The 18517-nt window shown below is 71.4% G+C and carries 12 protein-coding genes; 10 read left to right on the top strand and 2 right to left on the bottom strand.

Annotated features, from left to right (window positions below; translation table 11 throughout):
• Nucleotides 1-19: 19 nt before the first annotated feature.
• Nucleotides 20-3049 carry a helix-turn-helix transcriptional regulator gene (locus NON19_RS20950; protein ID WP_255930339.1) on the top strand — a complete coding sequence of 1010 codons (3030 nt, stop codon included), beginning with the start codon at nucleotides 20-22 and terminating at the stop codon, nucleotides 3047-3049.
• A 232-nt stretch (nucleotides 3050-3281) separates the two neighbouring features.
• On the opposite strand, the gene NON19_RS20955 is transcribed toward NON19_RS20950, so the two are convergent.
• Nucleotides 3282-4274 carry an aldo/keto reductase gene (locus NON19_RS20955; RefSeq protein ID WP_255930254.1) on the bottom strand — a complete coding sequence of 331 codons (993 nt, stop codon included), beginning with the start codon at nucleotides 4272-4274 and terminating at the stop codon, nucleotides 3282-3284.
• A gap of 99 nt (nucleotides 4275-4373) precedes the next feature.
• Between NON19_RS20955 and NON19_RS20960 the strand changes: the two genes are divergently transcribed.
• The 8 genes from NON19_RS20960 (at nucleotide 4374) to NON19_RS20995 (ending at nucleotide 16208) form a co-directional block, all read left to right on the top strand.
• Nucleotides 4374-5330: a 2-hydroxyacid dehydrogenase gene (locus NON19_RS20960; RefSeq protein ID WP_255930255.1), complete on the top strand. Its 957-nt coding sequence runs from the start codon at nucleotides 4374-4376 to the stop codon at nucleotides 5328-5330.
• Between the two features lie 308 nt (nucleotides 5331-5638).
• Entirely contained in the window at nucleotides 5639-8533 is a 2895-nt protein-coding gene (locus tag NON19_RS20965; protein WP_255930341.1) for a putative bifunctional diguanylate cyclase/phosphodiesterase, read from the top strand.
• 263 nt (nucleotides 8534-8796) lie between these two features.
• Complete coding sequence (locus NON19_RS20970) at nucleotides 8797-10650, top strand: acetolactate synthase large subunit (RefSeq protein ID WP_255930256.1); 1854 nt, start codon at nucleotides 8797-8799, stop codon at nucleotides 10648-10650.
• 40 nt (nucleotides 10651-10690) lie between these two features.
• Nucleotides 10691-11218 (top strand): acetolactate synthase small subunit, encoded by a 528-nt coding sequence (gene ilvN, locus NON19_RS20975; RefSeq protein ID WP_255930257.1) that lies wholly within the window; start codon nucleotides 10691-10693, stop codon nucleotides 11216-11218.
• Nucleotides 11219-11317: 99 nt separating this feature from the next.
• Nucleotides 11318-12316 (top strand): ketol-acid reductoisomerase, encoded by a 999-nt coding sequence (ilvC, locus tag NON19_RS20980; protein ID WP_255930258.1) that lies wholly within the window; start codon nucleotides 11318-11320, stop codon nucleotides 12314-12316.
• Nucleotides 12317-12721: 405 nt separating this feature from the next.
• Nucleotides 12722-14326 (top strand): phosphoglycerate dehydrogenase, encoded by a 1605-nt coding sequence (gene serA, locus NON19_RS20985; RefSeq protein ID WP_255930259.1) that lies wholly within the window; start codon nucleotides 12722-12724, stop codon nucleotides 14324-14326.
• 168 nt (nucleotides 14327-14494) lie between these two features.
• Nucleotides 14495-15646, top strand: coding sequence for a hypothetical protein (locus NON19_RS20990; RefSeq protein WP_255930261.1), 1152 nt, complete (start codon nucleotides 14495-14497; stop codon nucleotides 15644-15646).
• A 163-nt stretch (nucleotides 15647-15809) separates the two neighbouring features.
• Entirely contained in the window at nucleotides 15810-16208 is a 399-nt protein-coding gene (locus NON19_RS20995) for a hypothetical protein (RefSeq protein WP_255930263.1), read from the top strand.
• Nucleotides 16209-16214: 6 nt separating this feature from the next.
• Here NON19_RS20995 and NON19_RS21000 read toward each other — a convergent pair whose 3' ends face one another.
• Complete coding sequence (locus NON19_RS21000; RefSeq protein ID WP_255930264.1) at nucleotides 16215-17369, bottom strand: PucR family transcriptional regulator; 1155 nt, start codon at nucleotides 17367-17369, stop codon at nucleotides 16215-16217.
• A gap of 176 nt (nucleotides 17370-17545) precedes the next feature.
• Here NON19_RS21000 and NON19_RS21005 point away from each other — a divergent pair, with 176 nt between their 5' ends.
• Nucleotides 17546-18475 carry a proline dehydrogenase family protein gene (locus tag NON19_RS21005; RefSeq protein ID WP_255930265.1) on the top strand — a complete coding sequence of 310 codons (930 nt, stop codon included), beginning with the start codon at nucleotides 17546-17548 and terminating at the stop codon, nucleotides 18473-18475.
• The last annotated feature ends 42 nt before the right edge of the window (nucleotides 18476-18517 follow it).

An 18517-nucleotide genomic window follows, 5' to 3' on the forward strand; every position in this document is an offset into this window, starting at 1 on the left:
ATTGTCAGACCCCTGTGCGATGCTCGGCATCGTGCAGACCCAGTCCGTGTCCCCGGTGTTCGTCGGCCGCATCCGCGAGCTGACCGACCTCGACGCCGCGCTCGCCCGCGCCACCGCGGGCGAGCCGCAGGCGCTGCTGGTCGGCGGTGAGGCGGGGGTCGGCAAAACCCGGCTGCTTGAGGAGTTCCTGGCCCGCTGCCGCGCCGCGGGCGCGGTCACCGCCACCGGCGGCTGCGTCGAAACCGGCTGCGACGGGCTGCCGTTCGCCCCGGTGGCCACCGTACTGCGGGTGCTGCACCGGCAGTTGGGGGACGAGCTGGCCACCGCCGCCGCCGGACTGGAGGGCGAACTGGCCCGGCTGCTGCCGGAGTTGGGCGAGGCCACCCGTGAGGCGCACAACGAGACCGGTCGGGCCCGGCTGTTCGAGCTGACCGCCCGGCTGCTGGAGCGGCTCGCCGCGAGCCGTACGCTGGTCGTCGCCGTCGAGGACCTGCACTGGGCGGACAGCTCCACCCGCGAACTGCTCGGCTACCTGTTCCGCTCGCCGCACCGCGCCCGGCTGGTCGTGGTCGCCACCTACCGCTCCGACGACATCCACCGCCGCCATCCGCTGCGTCCGTTCCTCGCCGAGATCGACCGCATGCGGGTGGTGCGCCGCATCGAGCTGCGCCGCTTCAACCGGGCCGAGGTGCAGGCGCAGTTGGCCGGGATCAACGGCGCCGAGCCCGGCCCCGCGCTGGTCGACCGGGTCTTCCAGCGCTCCGAGGGAAACGCCTTCTTCGTCGAGGAGTTGGCGTGCAGCATCGCCAAGGGCTGCGAGAGCGGGCTCAGCGAGTCGCTGCGCGACCTGCTGCTGGTACGGGTGGAGGCGCTGCCGGAGGACGCCCAGCGGGTGGTGCGGATCATCGCCGAGGGCGGCTCCGAGGTGGAGTATCCGCTGCTCGCCGCGGTCGCCGGGTTGGGCGAGGAGCAGTTGATCGAGGCGCTGCGGGCCGCCGTCGGCGCCAACATCCTGCTGCCCACCGCCGACGGCGACGGCTACCGGTTCCGGCACGCGCTGGTCCGCGAGGCGGTGGTGGACGACCTGCTGCCCGGTGAGCGCTCCCGGCTCAACCGCCGTTACGCCGAAGCCCTGGAGGCCGACCCCGCACTGGTCCGGGCCGACCAGCGGGCGGCCCGGCTGGCCAGCTACTGGTACCACGCGCACGATCCGGCCAAGGCGCTGCCCGCCGTGCTCGCCGCCTCCGTGGACGCCCGTCGGCGGTACGCCTACGCGGAGCAGATGCGGCTGCTGGACCGGGCGTTGGAGCTGTGGGAGGAGACCCCGCCGCACATACGCCAGGCCCAGCGGCCCTTCGACTACGCGGACGTGTACCCGGCCTGCGGCTGCGACGACGAGGCGCTCAGCCACCTCGACCTGCTCGCCGAGACGGTGGTCGCCGCCCATCTGTCCGGGGAGCGCGAGCGGGCGCTGGCCATCATCAAGCGCGCGCTGCGGGCGCTGGACGACGGGCACGACCCGCTGCGCGCCGCCTGGTTCTGGACCCAGCGCGGCAAGCTGGTGGAGGGCCTGGGCCGCGGTGACGGCTGGGCGGAACTCAGCCGCGCCCAGGAGCTGGTACGCGGTCTGCCGCCGTCCGCCGTGCACGCCGAGGTGCTGGCCCAGGTCGCGGGCTGGTGCGCGCTGCACGAGCCGGGACCGGAGGCGTTCAGCACGGCGGAACGGGCGGTGGAGCTGGCCCGGCTGGTCGGCGCCGAGGGCACCGAACTGCACGCCAGGCTCACCCTGGGCTGGCTCAAGGTGGACTCCGGAGACGTGGCGGGCGGCTTGGCGGAGATGGCCGAGCTGTGCGAGCGGGTCACCGAGATCGGCAACGTCAGTGTGCTGGGCCGCTGCTACGTCAACCACGCGCACGCGCTGGAAGGTGTCGGCCGCTCCGCCGACGCGGTGGCGGCGGCGCGCGGCGGCATCGAGGTGGTGCGGCGGTTCGGACTGTCCGACGCCGGGGCCTGGCTGTACGGCAATCTGTCCGAGTCACTGTTCTCGCTCGGGTGCTGGACCGAGGCGGAGGAGGCGGCAAGTTCCGCCCGGCGGCTGGCCGCCGGGGCCAAGCCCCGCGCCAGTGCGGTCATCAGGCTCGCCCAACTCGCCCTCGGCCGCGGCGATCTGGACGCCGCCGAGCAGGAACTGGCCGTGGTCCGCGAGCACTACGGCATCCACGACCAGCAGCCGCAGTACACCCTGCCGGTGCTGCGCAACGCCCTCGACCTCGCGGCGGCCCGAGGCCGCATCCAAGACGCCCGCGCCGCACTGGACGAGGCGCTCGCGGTGGGCTTCCCGCCCGGTACCCAGCGGTACGCCTGGCCGCTGCTGCTCTCGGCGGCCAGCGCCGAGGCGGACGCCGTCGGGCTGCCCGCCGCCGCACCCGGCCGGGCCGAGGTCCTGGACCGCATACGGCACGCGGCGCGTCGGCTGCCCGGCACCCTGCCGGTGTGGCAGGCGTACGCGCGGCTGGTGGACGCCGAACTGCTGCGCGCCGAGGGCCAGGACACGCCCGAGGTGTGGGTCGAGGTGGTCGCCGCCTTCGAACCGCTTGACCGGCCACACCAGTTGGCGACCGCCAGGTACCACTGGGCGCGGGCACTGCTCGGCTCCGGTGCGGACGGCGCGGCTCGGCGGTGCGCGGTGCGCCCGCTCGCCCTGGCGCACTCGGCCGCCGAGCGGATGGGCGCCGGTCCGCTGCGCGAGCGGATAGAGCTGCTGGCCCGGCGGGCCCGGCTGCCGTTGGACGAGACGGCTGACGGCGACGAGCCGGACCCGGCCGAGGAGTTGGGGCTGACGCCGCGCGAGCGCGATGTGCTGCGGCTGGTCGCGGCGGGGCAGAGCAACCGGCGGATCGCCGAGGAGCTGTTCATCTCGCCGAAGACGGCGAGCGTCCATGTCTCCAACATCCTGGCCAAGTTGGGCGTCTCCAACCGCGGCGAAGCCGCGGCGCTGGCGCACCGGCTGAGGCTGTTCACCCCGGAGCCCGCCCCGGCTCCCCACTGACGGCGGCGGAGTCCGTGCCCACGGGGGTAGGGCACGGACTCCCGCCGCGACAGGTCACCCGCGGAGCCGGGGGTTCGGGCTTGCCCCGAAAACCCAGAGCCACCCAGTGCTTGCCATGAAGCTCCAGAACTGCCGGGGGTTCGCCGGGCTCGCCCCCGAAAACAAATCCGCCACAACGGCGAGCAACCTCCACGGCGGAGCCCGGCGGTCCAGAACCAGCCGCAACGCACCGTCAGTCCCACGACCCCCGGGCGGGCGGCAACCCGCCGATCTCCCCCAAATCGGCGGTGGAAAGCCGGATTTGCGCCGCCCCCGCGTTCTCCCGGGCCCACTGCGCCCGCTTCGTACCCGGTACCGGCACCACATGCCGGTACTGGGCCAGCACCCACGCCAACGCGACCTGCGCGACCGTCGCCCCGTGCCGTACCGCGACCCTCCGCAAACCAGCGACGATGGGCTGGTTGGCGGCCATCATCTCGGCCGTGAACCGCGGATGCCGAGCCCGTACGTCATCCGGTTCGAACCCCTGGCCCGGCGTGAGCGTGCCGGTCAGAAAGCCGTTGCCCAGCGGCATCGCGGCCAGCAGGCCGACGCCGCGCGCCGCGCACCACGGCAGCAGCTCGTCCAGTGCCTCCCTGGCCCACACCGACAGCTCGGCCTGCACACAGCTCACCGGGAACACCTGCTGCGCCCGCTCCAGTTGGCGCACCGTCTCCGTGTGCAGTCCGGCACCGTTGCGCCGGTTGCCGCGCGCGCCCACCGCGCACAATCCCAGCGAGCGCACCTTGCCCGCGGCGACCAGTTCCGCCATCGCGCCCCAGGTCTCCTCGATCGGCACCTCCGGGTCCACCCGGTGCAGCTGGTACAGGTCGATCACATCGGTCTGCAGCCGTCGCAGTGAGGCGTCGCAGGCCCTTTTGACGTAGCCGGGGCGCCCGTTGGCCACGATGTGCTGGTCGCCGACGAGCAGCCCGCACTTGGTGGAGACGAAGGCGTCCCGCCGCCGCTCCCTGAGCACCCGCCCCACCAGGAGCTCATTGGTGAACGGCCCGTACATGTCGGCGGTGTCGATCAGCGAGACGCCCGCGTCGAGCGCCGTGTGCACGGCCCGCAACGAGCCCTCGCCGTCCCGCTGCGAAGTGGTGTACGCCCAACTCATCGGCATGCAACCCAGCCCCACCGCGCCCACTTCGAGGGTCGCCGCACCGATCGTCCTGCGCTCCACCTGTCCCCGTCCTCCCAGCTAGCGCCCCGCGAGGCGCCCCCCAAGGTAACGCGCTGGTAGCGGACGCGGTCGTACGGGCTGTCGCATAGCCTCCTGAACATGGAGCGAAGCGCGAACACTCCCGTGACGGTCTGGCTGCCGATCGACCCGGCCACCATCGACGGTCTCCCCGAAGGGCCGCGATACCTGTGGTGGGATGGCGAGGACGAGTACCCCGCCGACCCCCGTGACATCGACTTCTACGTACCGCCGTACATGCGCGGCGCCGAGGTCGCCACCCGCCCGCTGCGGCACGGCGCCCGGCCGAGCGTGGTGCAGACGCTCACCGCCGGGATCGACCACGTACAGGACGAGGTGCCGCGGGGCACGGTGCTGTGCAACGCCCGCGGGGTGCACGATGCCAGTACCGCCGAGTTGGCGGTCACCCTCACCCTCGCCTCGCTGCGCGGCATCCCGCGCTTCGTACGCGGCCAGGACAGCGAGAAGTGGTACGCCGGGATGTATCCGGCGCTCGCCGACCGCAGGGTGGTCATCGTCGGCTACGGCGCGATCGGCGCCGCCATCGAGGACCGACTCACCCCGTTCGAGTGCGAGGTGGTGCGGGTGGCCCGCTCGGCCCGGCAGGAGGCACGCGGCCCGGTGCGCGCCATGAGCGACCTGCCGGAACTGCTGCCCCGCGCCGACGTGGTGATCCTGGTGACCCCGCTCACCGAGGAGACCCGCTACCTGGTGGACGCCGAGTTCCTGGCCCGGATGCCGGACGGTGCCCTGCTGGTGAACGTGGGGCGCGGTGCCGTGGTGGACACCAAGGCGCTGCTGGCCGAATTGGAGTCCGGACGGCTGACCGCCGCCCTTGACGTGACCGACCCGGAACCGTTGCCCGCGGGGCACCCGCTGTGGCATGCGCCGGGGGTACTCATCTCCCCACACGTCGGCGGTAGTTCCTCCGCGTTCCCCCCGCGCGCCCAGCGCCTCCTGCGCGAGCAACTGCGCCGTTACCTCACCGGGGAGCCGCTGCGCAACATCGTCAGCGCCCCTGAGCCCCCGAAGATCTGACCGAAAGGCACCGGATGAACACGCTCTGAAACCGCCATCATCCGCCCGGTTACGCTGTGTAGAGGAGCTATGTCCCTGAGTGACGATTCTGGTGTATCGTCCCGATCGGGGGTGCGCCGAACCGGCCACGCTTGGCCCTGGCGCGCACCGGAGACGAACGACGCGCACCGGAACGAGGCTGTCCGGTTGGTTGCGGACAACCGCCGGACCGGACACTTCAGGACGCGAGGGGGATGACGGGCGATGTGCGGCCAATGGAGATTCTCACCGGTACGGACACACCGCCGGGTGCGGCGCCGGGCGGGCGGGTGAGCGCGTCCGGGGCGGTGCTGACCGGTCCCGCCGCCGCGGGCGGCCGGACGGCACTCGTGCCCCAACTCCTCGTCGCCGTGCTCTGCGGCGGTTACGCGGTCGGCGCCGCCCTGGGCTGGGGATCGCCCGCGCTCGCACAGTTCATGGGCGATTTCGGGCTCTCCGCCGCCGCGTTGACCGCCTGTGGGTCCTGTCTGTGGTACGCGCGTGCCGTACCCGGCCGGAACCGGCCCGCCTGGGTGCTGTTCGCCGTCTCCTCCGCGATGGTCGCGGCGGGCAACGGCGTCTGGGGCTGGTACGAGGTGGTGCTGCGGCAGCCCGTACCGCGGGCCTCCGCCGCCGACTTCTGCTTCCTGCTGTTCGCCCCACCGGCCATCGTCGGACTGCTGGTGCTCGCCAAACGCCCGGTGAACCGGGCCGGTTGGATCTGCCTCGGCCTGGACGCCTGGCTGATCGGCGGCTCGCTGCTGACCTTGACCTGGAGCCTGGCACTGGCCCGTACCGCGCAGTGGGACGGCCGCAGCACGGCCAGGATCGCGCTGTCGTTGGCCTATCCGGTACTGGACATCATGCTGGTGTCCATGGTGCTGGTGTTGCACTTCAGGCGCTCCTCGGCCAACCGCTCGGCCGTGAACACCGCGATCGCCGCGCTCGCCCTGACCGTGCTGTGCGACGCGTTGTTCACCTCGCCACTGCTGCGTGAGCACTACCGCTCCGGGCAGATCCTCGACGCGGGCTGGTTCGCCGGGAGCATACTGCTGGCGTACGCGCCGTGGGTGGGCAAGCGGGAGACCAGCCGCCGTACGGTGCCGCCGCGCGGTTCACCGGAGCCCAGGGGCGCCGGTTCGCTGGGCGCGCTCACCCCGTATCTGGCCGCCGCCGTCTGCACGTTGGGGATCTTGTACAACGTGCTCGACGACCAGAAGATCGACCGGGTGGTGCTGTTCACCGGCTGCACGGTCGCCCTGGTACTGGTGGCGCGGCAGGGCATCATGCTGCTCGACAACATCGCGCTCACCCAGGAACTGGCCCAGAAGGAGAACCACTTCCGCTCCCTGGTCCAGGGGTCGAGCGATGTCATCATGATCGCCGCGCACACCGGCGTGCTGCGCTACGTCAGCCCCGCCGCCAAAGGCGTCTACGGGCGGGACGCCGAGCAGATGGTCGGCACCGAACTCGCCTCTCACATCCACCCGGAGGACCTCGGCAGAGTGCTGCACGAGGTGCGGAGGTTCCTCGCCGCGTCGCCCGCCGAGGAGCCCGCCACCCGTATCGAGTGCCGCATCCGCTCCGGCGACGGCGGCTGGCTCAACGTGGAGTCGTCCGTCAACCGCTACCAGGGCGGCCTGATCTTCAACAGCCGCGATGTCACCGAACGGGTGCGGCTGCAGGCCCAGTTGCAGCACAACGCCTCCCACGACCCGCTCACCGACCTGCCCAACCGCGCCCTGTTCGCCGAACGGGTACGGCAGGCGCTCGGCGGCCGCCGGGCCGACGACGGCGAGGCCGCCGTGCTCTACATCGACCTCGACGGCTTCAAGGCGGTCAACGACACCGTCGGCCACCAGGCCGGGGACGAACTCCTCATCCAGGCCGCCCGAAGGCTCCAGGAGTCGGTACGAGCGGGGGACACGGCGGCACGGCTGGGCGGCGATGAATTCGCCGCCCTCATCTGTGGCGGCACAGGCGACCGGCACGTGCGCGAGCAGCAGATAGTGGAGATCGCCGAACGGCTGCGGATGACCCTGTCCGAGCCCTACGCGGTCCTGGCGGGCACCGCCGCGCGCGGCCCGTCCGACGGCGGACGCGGCACCGCGGCCGAGCACACCGGGCCGCGGGTCGGGGAGACCACGGTACGGGTGGCCGCCAGCATCGGCGTGGCCTTCGCCGGCCCGGGCATCGGCCCGGCCGAGCTGATGCGCAACGCGGACCTGGCGATGTACCGGGCGAAGTCCGCGGGCAAGAACCGCGTCGAGCTGTACGCCCCGCAGATGCAGGCCGAGGTGGCGCACCGCGCCGAACTCGCCGAACGGCTGCGAACCGCCCTGGACAGGGGCGAGTTCACCCTGCTGCACCAGCCCGTGGTGGACCTGGAGAGTGGCGTGGTGGACGCGGTCGAGGCGCAGGCCCGCTGGCGCTCGGCGCAGGGCATCCTGTTCACCCCGGCCGAGTTCCTGCGGCTCGCCGACAACCGCCGGGAGGTGGACGAGGACCGCGCCGAGGTCAGCCGCTGGATGCTGGAGCAGGCCGTCGAACAGGCGGCGCACCGGCACCGCATGGGCCACCGGGTACCGGTGTCGGTACGGATGTCGGCGCGTCGGCTGATGGGCCGCGACCTGCCGCCCAGGACCGTCGAGTCGCTGCTGGCCCGCCATGAGCTGCCCGCCGGTGCGCTGATGCTGGCGCTCACCGGCCATGATCCGGGGATCTGCCTGGATGAGTTGGAGCGGCGGCTGCTCGCGCTGCGCCGCGCCGGGGTGACCATCGCGCTGGAGGGCTTCGGCACCGGTTACGCGGGGATGCTGGCGCTGCGCAGGCTGCCGGTCGACGTGGTGCGGCTGGACCGGGCGCTGACCGCGGACCTGGTGGAGTCGGCCCGGGTGCACAAGATCACCGCCGGGCTGCTGAGGATCGCCCGCGACCTCGGCCTGCGCTCGGTGGCCGACGGGGTGGACCGGCCGGAACAGGTCGTGGCGCTGCGCGAGATGGGGTGCACACACGGGCAGGGCATGGCGTTCGCCGGGCCGCTGGACGAGCCCCGGCTGCGCGGTTCGCTGGCCCGCGGCGGCTATCCGGTGCCCTTGTGCGCGGAACGGGACGTCGTACCGGCCGGTAGCGGGGCAGGGCTTCGGGGGGTGGCCTCTGACCAGCAGAACACCGCGTTCACATAAACACATCGCGCTCACATAATGAGATGTCCGTCCCACCCACTTGACACTGATATCCAAGGGGGAGGAGGGTCGGAGCCATGCGCACCCGAATTCTCGTACTTGGAAAGCGCGTCGGCTGATCCCGGGGCCCCTGTCCGCCCCGCTGACAGCACCGGCGCGCTCCCCTCGCTTGCCTAACGGCACGAGGGGTTTTTTGTTGCACTGGCACCCACCGCCCCCCATACCATTGAGCCGGGGCGGCCTCTTCGAGAAGAGAAACGCAGATGACCGAGCAGGCCACTGGGGCCCACCATCCGCAGCCGCGGGCCCGCAGCGCGGCACAGGCAGCACAGCCCGTCACCGAGCACGTGACGGGTGCCCAGTCCCTCATCCGCTCTCTGGAGGAAGTCGGCGCCGACACCGTATTCGGCATTCCCGGCGGGGCCATCCTTCCCGCCTACGACCCGATGTTCGACTCGAAGCGCGTGCGCCACATCCTCGTCCGCCACGAGCAGGGTGCCGGTCATGCCGCCACCGGCTACGCCCAGGCCACCGGCAAGGTCGGCGTGTGCATGGCCACCTCGGGGCCCGGTGCGACCAACCTGGTGACGCCGATCGCCGACGCGCACATGGACTCGGTGCCGCTGGTGGCGATCACCGGCCAGGTCAGCTCCAAGTCGATCGGCACGGACGCCTTCCAGGAGGCGGACATCTGCGGCATCACCATGCCGATCACCAAGCACAACTTCCTGGTGACCAGGGCCGAGGACATCCCGCACACCATCGCCGAGGCCTTCCACATCGCCTCCACCGGACGTCCGGGGCCGGTGCTGGTCGACATCGCCAAGGACGCGCTGCAGGCACAGACCGTCTTCAGCTGGCCGCCGCAGACCGACCTGCCCGGCTACCGCCCGGTCACCAAGCCGCACGCCAAGCAGATCCGCGAGGCCGCCAAGCTGATCGTCCAGGCCAAGCGCCCGGTGCTGTACGTCGGTGGCGGAGTGCTCAAGGCCCGGGCCACCGAGGAGTTGCGGATCCTGGCCGAGCTGACCGGGGCACCGGTCACCACCACGCTGATGGCGCTGGGCGCCTTCCCGGACAGCCACCCGCAGCACGTCGGCATGCCGGGGATGCACGGCTCGGTCTCCGCGGTCACCGCACTGCAGAAGGCCGACCTGCTGATCGCCCTCGGCGCCCGGTTCGACGACCGGGTGACCGGCAAGGTCGACACCTTCGCGCCGTACGCCAAGATCGTGCACGCCGATGTCGACCCGGCCGAGATCGGCAAGATCCGGGCCGCCGACGTGCCGATCGTCGGTGACGCCCGCGAGGTCATCGCCGATCTGATCGTCGCCGTCCAGGCCGAGCACGAGGCGGGCCAGCGCGGCGACTACGCCGACTGGTGGGCGCAGATCGACTCCTGGCGCAAGACCTATCCGCTCGGCTACGACCTGCCCGACGACGGCAGCCTGTCCCCGCAGCAGGTCATCGAGCGCATTGGCCAACTCGCGCCGCCCAACACCATCTACGCGGCAGGCGTCGGCCAGCACCAGATGTGGGCCTCGCAGTACATCAACTACGAGAAGCCGTACACCTGGTTGAACTCCGGCGGCGCCGGAACGATGGGCTACGCGGTCCCGGCCGCGATGGGCGCCAAGGCGGGCATGCCGGACACCACGGTGTGGGCGATCGACGGTGACGGCTGCTTCCAGATGACCAATCAGGAACTGGTCACCTGCGCGCTGAACAACATCCCGATCAAGGTCGCCATCATCAACAACGGTGCGCTGGGCATGGTCCGGCAGTGGCAGACCCTGTTCTACAACGAGCGGTACTCCAACACCGTGCTGCACTCCGGCCCCACGGCCGAGGGCAAGCAGCCGAACCTGGGCACCCGTACCCCTGACTTCGTCAAGCTCGCCGAGGCGATGGGCTGCGTGGGCATCCGCTGTGAGGACCCGGCCGACCTGGACTCGGTGATCGAGAAGGCCAACTCCATCAACGACCGCACGGTGGTGGTGGACTTCATCTGCCACGAGGACGCGATGGTCTGGCCGATGGTCGCGGCGGGCACCTCCAACGACGAGGTGATGGCCGCGCGCGGGGTCCGCCCGGACTTCGGCGACATGGATGACTGAGACCAGGACCGAGTCAGGAAGCGAAGGAAGAACCGCCGTCATGTCCAAGCACACGCTCTCCGTCCTGGTCGAGAACAAGCCGGGCGTGCTCGCCCGGATCACCGCGCTGTTCTCGCGCCGCGGCTTCAACATCGACTCGCTCGCCGTCGGCACCACCGAGCACCCCGAGATCTCCCGCATCACCATCGTGGTCAACGTGCTGGAGGAGCTGCCGCTGGAGCAAGTGACCAAGCAGCTCAACAAGTTGATCAACGTGCTCAAGATCGTCGAGCTGGAGCCGTCGGCGGCGGTGCAGCGGGAACTCGTCCTGGTGAAGGTCCGCGCCGACAACGAGACCCGCTCGCAGATCACCGAGATCGTCTCGCTGTTCCGCGCCAAGACCGTGGACGTCTCACCCGAGGCGGTCACCATCGAGGCCACCGGCGGCGCCGAGAAGCTGGAGGCGCTGCTGCGGATGCTGGAACCGTTCGGGATCAAGGAACTGGTCCAGTCCGGCACCATCGCCATCGGCCGCGGCGCCCGCTCCATCACCGACCGCTCGCTGCGCGCCCTGGACCGCAGCGCCTGACCGGTCCGCCGACCGCATGGCGAGACCTCACGACCCGTTTCCGCCCACCGGCATACGGTGGGAAGCACAACCTTCACATCAGCCAAGGAGAAGCCCAAAGTGGCCGAGCTGTTCTACGACGAAGACGCCGACCTGTCCATCATCCAGGGCCGCAAGGTCGCGGTTCTCGGCTACGGAAGCCAGGGCCACGCCCACGCGCTGTCGCTGCGCGACTCGGGAGTGGACGTGCGGGTCGGCCTGCCCGAGGGCTCCAAGTCGCGGGTGAAGGCCGAGGAGCAGGGCCTGCGGGTGGTCACCCCGGCCCAGGCGGCCGAAGAGGCTGACGTGATCATGGTCCTGGTGCCGGACCCGATCCAGGCCAAGGTCTACGAGGAGTCCATCAAGGACAACCTCAAGGACGGCGACGCGCTGTTCTTCGGGCACGGGTTCAACATCCGCTTCGACCTGATCAAGCCCCCGGCCAACGTCGACGTGTGCATGGTCGCCCCCAAGGGCCCGGGCCACCTGGTGCGCCGCCAGTACGAGGAGGGGCGCGGCGTGCCGTGCATCGTCGCGGTCGAGCAGGACGCGAGCGGCAACGCGTTCGCGCTGGCGCTGTCGTACGCCAAGGGCATCGGCGGCACCCGGGCGGGCGTCATCAAGACCACGTTCACCGAGGAGACCGAGACCGACCTGTTCGGTGAGCAGGCGGTGCTGTGCGGTGGCGCCTCCGCACTGGTCAAGGCGGGCTTCGAGACCCTGGTCGAGGCGGGCTACCAGCCGGAGATCGCGTACTTCGAGTGCCTGCACGAGCTGAAGCTCATCGTCGACCTGATGTACGAGGGCGGCCTGGAGAAGATGCGCTGGTCGGTCTCCGAGACCGCCGAGTGGGGTGACTACGTCACCGGTCTGCGGATCATCACCGACGCCACCAAGGCGGAGATGAAGAAGGTCCTCGGGGAGATCCAGGACGGCACGTTCGCCAGGAACTGGATCAACGAGTACAACGCGGGCCTGCCCAAGTACAACGAGTACAAGAAGGCCGACAGTGACCACCTCCTGGAGGCCACGGGCCGCAAGCTGCGCAAGCTGATGAGCTGGGTCAACGAGGAGGACTGACCGCCTCCGGCGCGGTGACCGAGGTCCGGGGGCTCCGCCCCCGGACCACCACTGCTCCGTCCCGTACCCCGGTAGGAAATGTCCGCCGCGACGGCGAGTAACCGCGCTGGCACCACCCGGCGGTCGCATCGCGGCCGCGGTGCCGGAATCCGATTCGGGGTCGCCGGGCCCGGCCCCCGCGGCTGCCGCCCGTGCGGGGCCGACCGCCCGCGGTTGGCCACCTCGTACAGACCCGTCAGGGTGATCCTTACGGAACGGCGGGAGAGGATCGGTGGAGCGCCGATACAATTCGTTAACAAGCGCGTCAGGCTCACAGCGTCGTGCGTCTTCCACGCGGCATGCCATCCCTCCCTCTCTGGAGCGGCCGTACGGGACCGGCCAGCCCGAAGGACAAGTGAGGACTCCGTGAGCACTGCTTCATCCACCAAGCCCGTCGTACTCATCGCCGAGGAACTGTCTCCCGCCACCGTTGACGCGCTCGGGCCGGACTTCGAGATCCGGCACTGCAACGGCGCCGACCGTTCCGACCTGTTGAGCTCCATCACCGACGTCGACGCGATCCTCGTCCGCAGCGCCACCAAGGTCGACGCCGAGGCGATCGCCGCCGCCCGCAAACTGAAGGTTGTCGCCCGCGCCGGAGTCGGCCTGGACAACGTGGACGTCTCCGCCGCCACCAAGGCGGGCGTGATGGTCGTCAACGCGCCGACCTCCAACATCGTCACCGCGGCCGAGCTGGCCTGCGGCCTGATCATCGCCACCGCCCGCAACATCCCGCAGGCCAACTCCGCGCTGAAGAACGGCGAGTGGAAGCGCAGCAAGTACACCGGCGTGGAGCTGTCCGAGAAGACCCTCGGCGTGGTGGGCCTCGGCCGCATCGGCGTACTGGTCGCCCAGCGGATGTCCGCCTTCGGGATGAAGATCGTCGCCTACGACCCCTACGTACAGCCCGCGCGCGCCGCGCAGATGGGCGTCAAGCTGCTCTCGCTCGACGAGCTGCTCGAGGTCTCCGACTTCATCACCGTGCACCTGCCCAAGACCCCGGAGACCCTCGGCCTGATCGGCGACGAGGCGCTGCACCGGGTGAAGCCGAGCGTCCGGATCGTCAACGCCGCGCGCGGCGGCATCGTCGACGAGGAGGCGCTGGCCTCGGCGTTGAAGGAGGGCCGGGTCGCGGGCGCGGGCCTGGACGTGTTCGCCACCGAGCCGTGCACCGACTCCCCGCTGTTCCAGTTCGACTCCGTGGTGGCCACCCCGCACCTGGGCGCGTCCACCGGTGAGGCCCAGGAGAAGGCGGGCATCGCGGTGGCGAAGTCCGTACGGCTCGCGCTGGCCGGCGAGTTGGTGCCGGACGCGGTCAACGTCCAGGGCGGCGTGATCGCCGAGGACGTACGCCCCGGGCTGCCGCTCGCCGAGAAGCTCGGCCGGATCTTCACCGCCCTCGCGGGCGAGGTCGCGGTGCGACTGGACGTCGAGGTGCGCGGCGAGATCACCCAGCACGACGTGAAGGTGCTCGAACTCTCCACGCTCAAGGGTGTGTTCGAGGACGTCGTGGCGGAGACGGTCTCCTACGTCAACGCCCCGCTGTTCGCCCAGGAGCGCGGAATCGAGGTCCGGTTGACCACCAGCTCGGAGTCGCCCGAGCACCGCAACCTGGTCACCGTGCGCGGCACGCTGGCGGGCGGCGACGAGGTCTCGGTCTCCGGCACGCTCGCGGGCCCCAAGCACATCCAGAAGATCGTCGGCGTCGGCGACTTCGACGTGGACCTGGTGCTCACCGAGCACATGGCCTTCCTGCGCTACGGCGACCGCCCCGGCATCGTCGGCATCATCGGCCGCATCCTCGGTGACGCCGGGATCAACATCGCCGGTATGCAGGTCGCCCGTACCACCGAGGGCGGCGAGGCCCTGGTCGCGCTGACCGTGGACGACTCCATCCCGCAGCCGGTGCTCGCCGAGATCGCCCAGGAGATCGGCGCCACCTCCGCCCGCGCCGTCAACCTGGTGGACTGACCGCCCAGTTCGTGTCACCCGTCGCGGCCCGCCGCCTCACCGAGGCGGCGGGCCGCGGACTGTGTGTCCGCTGTGTACGGCGGACAACCAACCGCCCTCTTTCGCCGTCTATGTGTGCGACGGGCCCCGGCAACGAGCCGGAGCCGTCACGACGAGTGGGGGAGCGCGATGGGATGGTCCAGGCGGGTGGCCGCGCTGGTGTCGGGGATCCTGCTGAGCGGCTGCGTCGCGACGGGGACCGCGTTCGCCGCGCCCGGGCCGAAGCTCGACGTGGAGACGTACGGCAGCGACGGCGCCCGCCCCGGGGAACTCGCGGACCTGTCCCTGGACGGGGAGCCGCGTGGGCTGAAGGCCGTGACCGCGACCTCCTCGGCGTTCTCCCGCCCGGTCACCTTCAAGTGGTCCGAGTACCGCGGCGGTTACGAAGCGGTGGCCACGCTGGGCATCTCCGACAAGCCGGGTGTGTATCCGCTCGCCGTGACGATCGGTGACCGGGTCGTGGCCCGCGACAGGATCCGGGTCCTGCCGTCCGAGCGGCCGTCGTTCAAGGTGCAGACGCTTTACGCGCCAGTCGCGCGGCCGGGGGAGTCGGTCGACGCGGAGTTCGACGACCTGTACCCGGGAGAGACCGGTACCGACTTCACCGTGCGTTCCACCGCGCTGGCCGGGCCGGTCCGGCTCGTCCACAACAACCAGTTGGACCACTTCACCCCCCGCCTGTTCACCGCCGTGCCGCGGCTGCGCGCGGACTTGGCGGACGGTACGTACGCCTTCGACCTGTACGGCCCGGATGGCCGCCGGATCGCCGAGAAGTCCATCACGGTGCGGGCGGCACGGCCGGGTGACAGCGACTACCTGGGCAAGGCCCGCGGCCCGGCCTTCTTCCCGCCGTTCGACATCGATAAGGCCCGCGAGCACGGCTACCGGGTTCGCGCCGGAGGAAGGGTCTACGTGCTGTGGAAGGACGCGGACCCGGACCCAGGCGAGGAGAACCGGCTGTACGCCTCCTCCCCGGCGTTCACCCAGCCGGTCAACCTCAGGCGGGATGACAGCAAGGCCGCGGACGGCGACGACCCGCGCTACTACGCCCTGGCCACCGTCCGCACCGGTCTTAGGCCCGGCACGTACCCCGTCACCGTCGTCGCGCACCACGGCCGGGTCAAGAGGACCAACTCCCTGACCATCACGGCCGGTCCGGCCCCCAGGCGCAGCGTCACCGCGGGCCCCGGCACCGGCTGGCTCGGCGCGTCCGGCGGCCTGCTGGTCGTCACCGCCATCGGCGTGTACGTCATCCGCAGGCGCCGCCACACCACGGCGTAGCGGCCCAACTCGCCGCAGGAGTGGTGCCCCGAAGGGGCGCGGGGCTGTGTTCATGTGCGGCTCCGCCGCATGGGCGCGACCAGCCACAACGGCGCCGCAGACGATCGGCGAACACATCGCCGCCCCCCAGCGGAGCGCCTAGCATGGAAAGGGGAGGGGCCAAATGGCGTTATACGCACGGGTGGTGGGCGCGGTGGTCGGGGTCGCCTTAGCGGCCAGCGGCCTGGTGGCGTGCAACGACGTGAACCGGTCGGTGGACTGCGGCAAGTCCGCGCTGAAGATCGCCGGTGACGTGCAGGATGTGGTGGCCGCCGTCACCAACGTCGGGAACCTGGTGGACTCCGAGCGGCGCAAGCAGACCTCCGAGTCGCTCGACAGGCTCCAGCGGGACGTCAAGGACGTGGCCAGCAACAGCCACGACGTCGACCAGCGCAAGGCGGCCGACGATGTGGCCAGGGCCGCGCGGGGGGTCAAGACCGCGGCGGACAACGGCGGTTCGCCGGATGTCAAGCCGCTGGGTGACGCGGCGGCCGAGCTGTCCAAGGTGTGCGTGAAGTCCTGAACGGGCTCACAGCCTGGCCGACTTGAGGGCCATGTGCAGCAGCAACCGGTCCTCGCCCTCGTCCAGGTCGAGTCCGGTGAGCCGCTCGACCCGCGACAGCCGGTAGTAGAGCGTCTGGCGGTGGATCGCCAGCGCCGCCGCGGCCCGGCTCGCCTGGCCCGCGCAGTCCAGGAACACCTCGGCGGTGTGGGCGAGTTCGGCGTGCGCGGGCCGCAGCAGTTCGGCCACGCTGCGGTCGCCACCGGTCGGCAGACCGGTGAGCAGCCGGTACGGCCCGATCTGCGACCACTGGGCCACCGGCCCCAGCTTCGGCTGCGCCCGCGCCGCCCGCGCCGCGCCGGACGCCTCGCGCCAGGCGTCCGCCAACTCACCCAGACCCGAACGCGGTTCACTGATCCCGGCGGCGCCCCGGGCCGCGCGGGAGGACTCCAGCAGCCGTGCGGCGGCGGTCCGGGCGGGGGTCACCACGTCCTGGGCGCGCAGCCGCACCAGTGCCGCCAGTCCCTCGTCGCGCACTGTGCACAGCGCCGCGGTGCCCGGTACCCCGCGTACGTCCGGCAGCGCGTCGGCGTCCTCGCCGGTGTCCGCGGTGTCCCACGGGCTCACGCAGACCAGGGCGAACGGCCCGTCCGCGGCCCGGCCCAGGGTGGCGCGCAGCACGTACTCCGCGGTCTCCCGGCGCTCGCGTGGCCCGGTGATCAGCGCCAGCAGCTCCCGGCCCAGGTCGGCTCCGGCCCGCGCCTCCGCGGCCAGCAGGGTGCCGATGCGCGCGGCGACCGCCATCGCCGCCCCGAGCGGCCGGGCCTGCCCGTCGTCCAGCAGCCACACATAGCCGTAGACCACGCCGCGGTGCCGCACCGGCAGGCAGATCCGCGCCCGTATCCCCGCCTGGGGGTCGGCCGGGATCCGTACCGGGGCCTGCGCCCGCGCGATGCCGAAGCCCTCGAACCAGGCGCGGACCTCGGCGGTGGAGCCTCGGGTGAGGATCGAACGGGTACGGATCGGGTCCATCGCGCCCGCGTCGCTGTCGTGCGCGCAGAAGGCGATCAGCCGGAAGTCCCGGTCCTCCAGGGTCGCGGGCGCGCCGAGCAGCGCCGACACCTCGTCGACGAGTTCCTGGTATTCGCTGTAGTCCCCGCGCACCGGGCCATTGTCGCTCATACACATGTATGAGGGGCCGGTCACGGATGCGTGACAACTGTCGATAGCTCACGGTGAGGGAGAAACCTAGATTTCATGGCGGAGCCACCCGCACGATGTGGCCGCTTCGCCTGCCCCGCCGCACGTACGCCCGCTCCACGCACTTCCCTTGCTCTAAGCGCACATTGGAGGAGCCCGTGCTGGGTCCCGTGTTGCTCGCCGCCTCGCGCAGCGACCGCATGCGCCGCATCGTCGCGGCCGCCCCCGTCACCCGGCCGGTCGTCGACCGTTTCGTCGCCGGTGACGAGCTGCGGCCCGCCATGGACAACGTCCGGGCGCTGACCGCCGCCGGGCTTGAGGTCACCCTTGACCACCTGGGCGAGGACGTCACCGACCGGGCCACCGCCAACGCCACCCGCGACGCCTATCTGCGGCTGCTGGACGCCATCGCCGCCGAGGGGCTCGGCAAGCGCGCCGAGGTGTCGGTGAAGCTGTCCGCCTTCGGTCAGGCGCTTCCGGTCGACGGGCACGACATCGCGCTGGAGAACGTCCGCCAGGTCGCCGAGGCGGCCACCGCCGCGGGCACCACGGTCACCCTCGACATGGAGGACCACACCACGGTCGACTCGACCCTGGCCATCCTCGACGAGCTGCGCAAGGAGCACCCCGGCACCGGCGCCGTGGTGCAGTCCTACCTGTTCCGCACCGAGGACGACTGCCGCCGCCTGGCCACCCCCGGCTCCCGGGTCCGCCTGGTCAAGGGCGCCTACAAGGAGCCCGCCTCGGTCGCCTACCAGGACAAGCGCGAGGTGGACCGGGCGTATGTGCGCTGCCTGAAGATCCTGATGGCGGGCGGCGGATACCCCATGATCGGCTCGCACGACCCGCGCATGATCGCCATCGGCGAGGACCTGGCGCGGCGCAACGGGCGGCAGCCCGGTGACTACGAGTTCCAGATGCTCTTCGGCATCCGTACCGCCGAACAGCGCCGCCTGGCGGGGGAGGGCGAGCGCATGCGCGTTTACGTGCCGTACGGCGCAGACTGGTACGGGTACTTCATGCGCCGTCTCGCCGAGCGCCCCGCGAACCTCGCGTTCTTCCTCCGCTCGTTCGTCCCCGGCGCCTGACCGGGCGCCACCGCACCACCCAACGTAGAAGGAGACCCCCTC

The sequence above is a fragment of the Streptantibioticus rubrisoli genome (assembly GCF_024436055.1).
Lineage (GTDB): Bacteria > Actinomycetota > Actinomycetes > Streptomycetales > Streptomycetaceae > Streptantibioticus_A > Streptantibioticus_A rubrisoli.

Coding starts and splice junctions, on each gene's coding strand:
- NON19_RS20960 (WP_255930255.1), top strand. CDS start 4,374: ATGGAGCGAAGCGCGAACACTCCCGTGACGGTCTGGCTGCCGATCGAC.
- ilvN (WP_255930257.1), top strand. CDS start 10,691: ATGTCCAAGCACACGCTCTCCGTCCTGGTCGAGAACAAGCCGGGCGTG.
- NON19_RS20950 (WP_255930339.1), top strand. CDS start 20: ATGCTCGGCATCGTGCAGACCCAGTCCGTGTCCCCGGTGTTCGTCGGC.
- NON19_RS21000 (WP_255930264.1), bottom strand. CDS start 17,369: ATGAGCGACAATGGCCCGGTGCGCGGGGACTACAGCGAATACCAGGAA.
- NON19_RS20970 (WP_255930256.1), top strand. CDS start 8,797: ATGACCGAGCAGGCCACTGGGGCCCACCATCCGCAGCCGCGGGCCCGC.
- NON19_RS20995 (WP_255930263.1), top strand. CDS start 15,810: ATGGCGTTATACGCACGGGTGGTGGGCGCGGTGGTCGGGGTCGCCTTA.
- NON19_RS20990 (WP_255930261.1), top strand. CDS start 14,495: ATGGGATGGTCCAGGCGGGTGGCCGCGCTGGTGTCGGGGATCCTGCTG.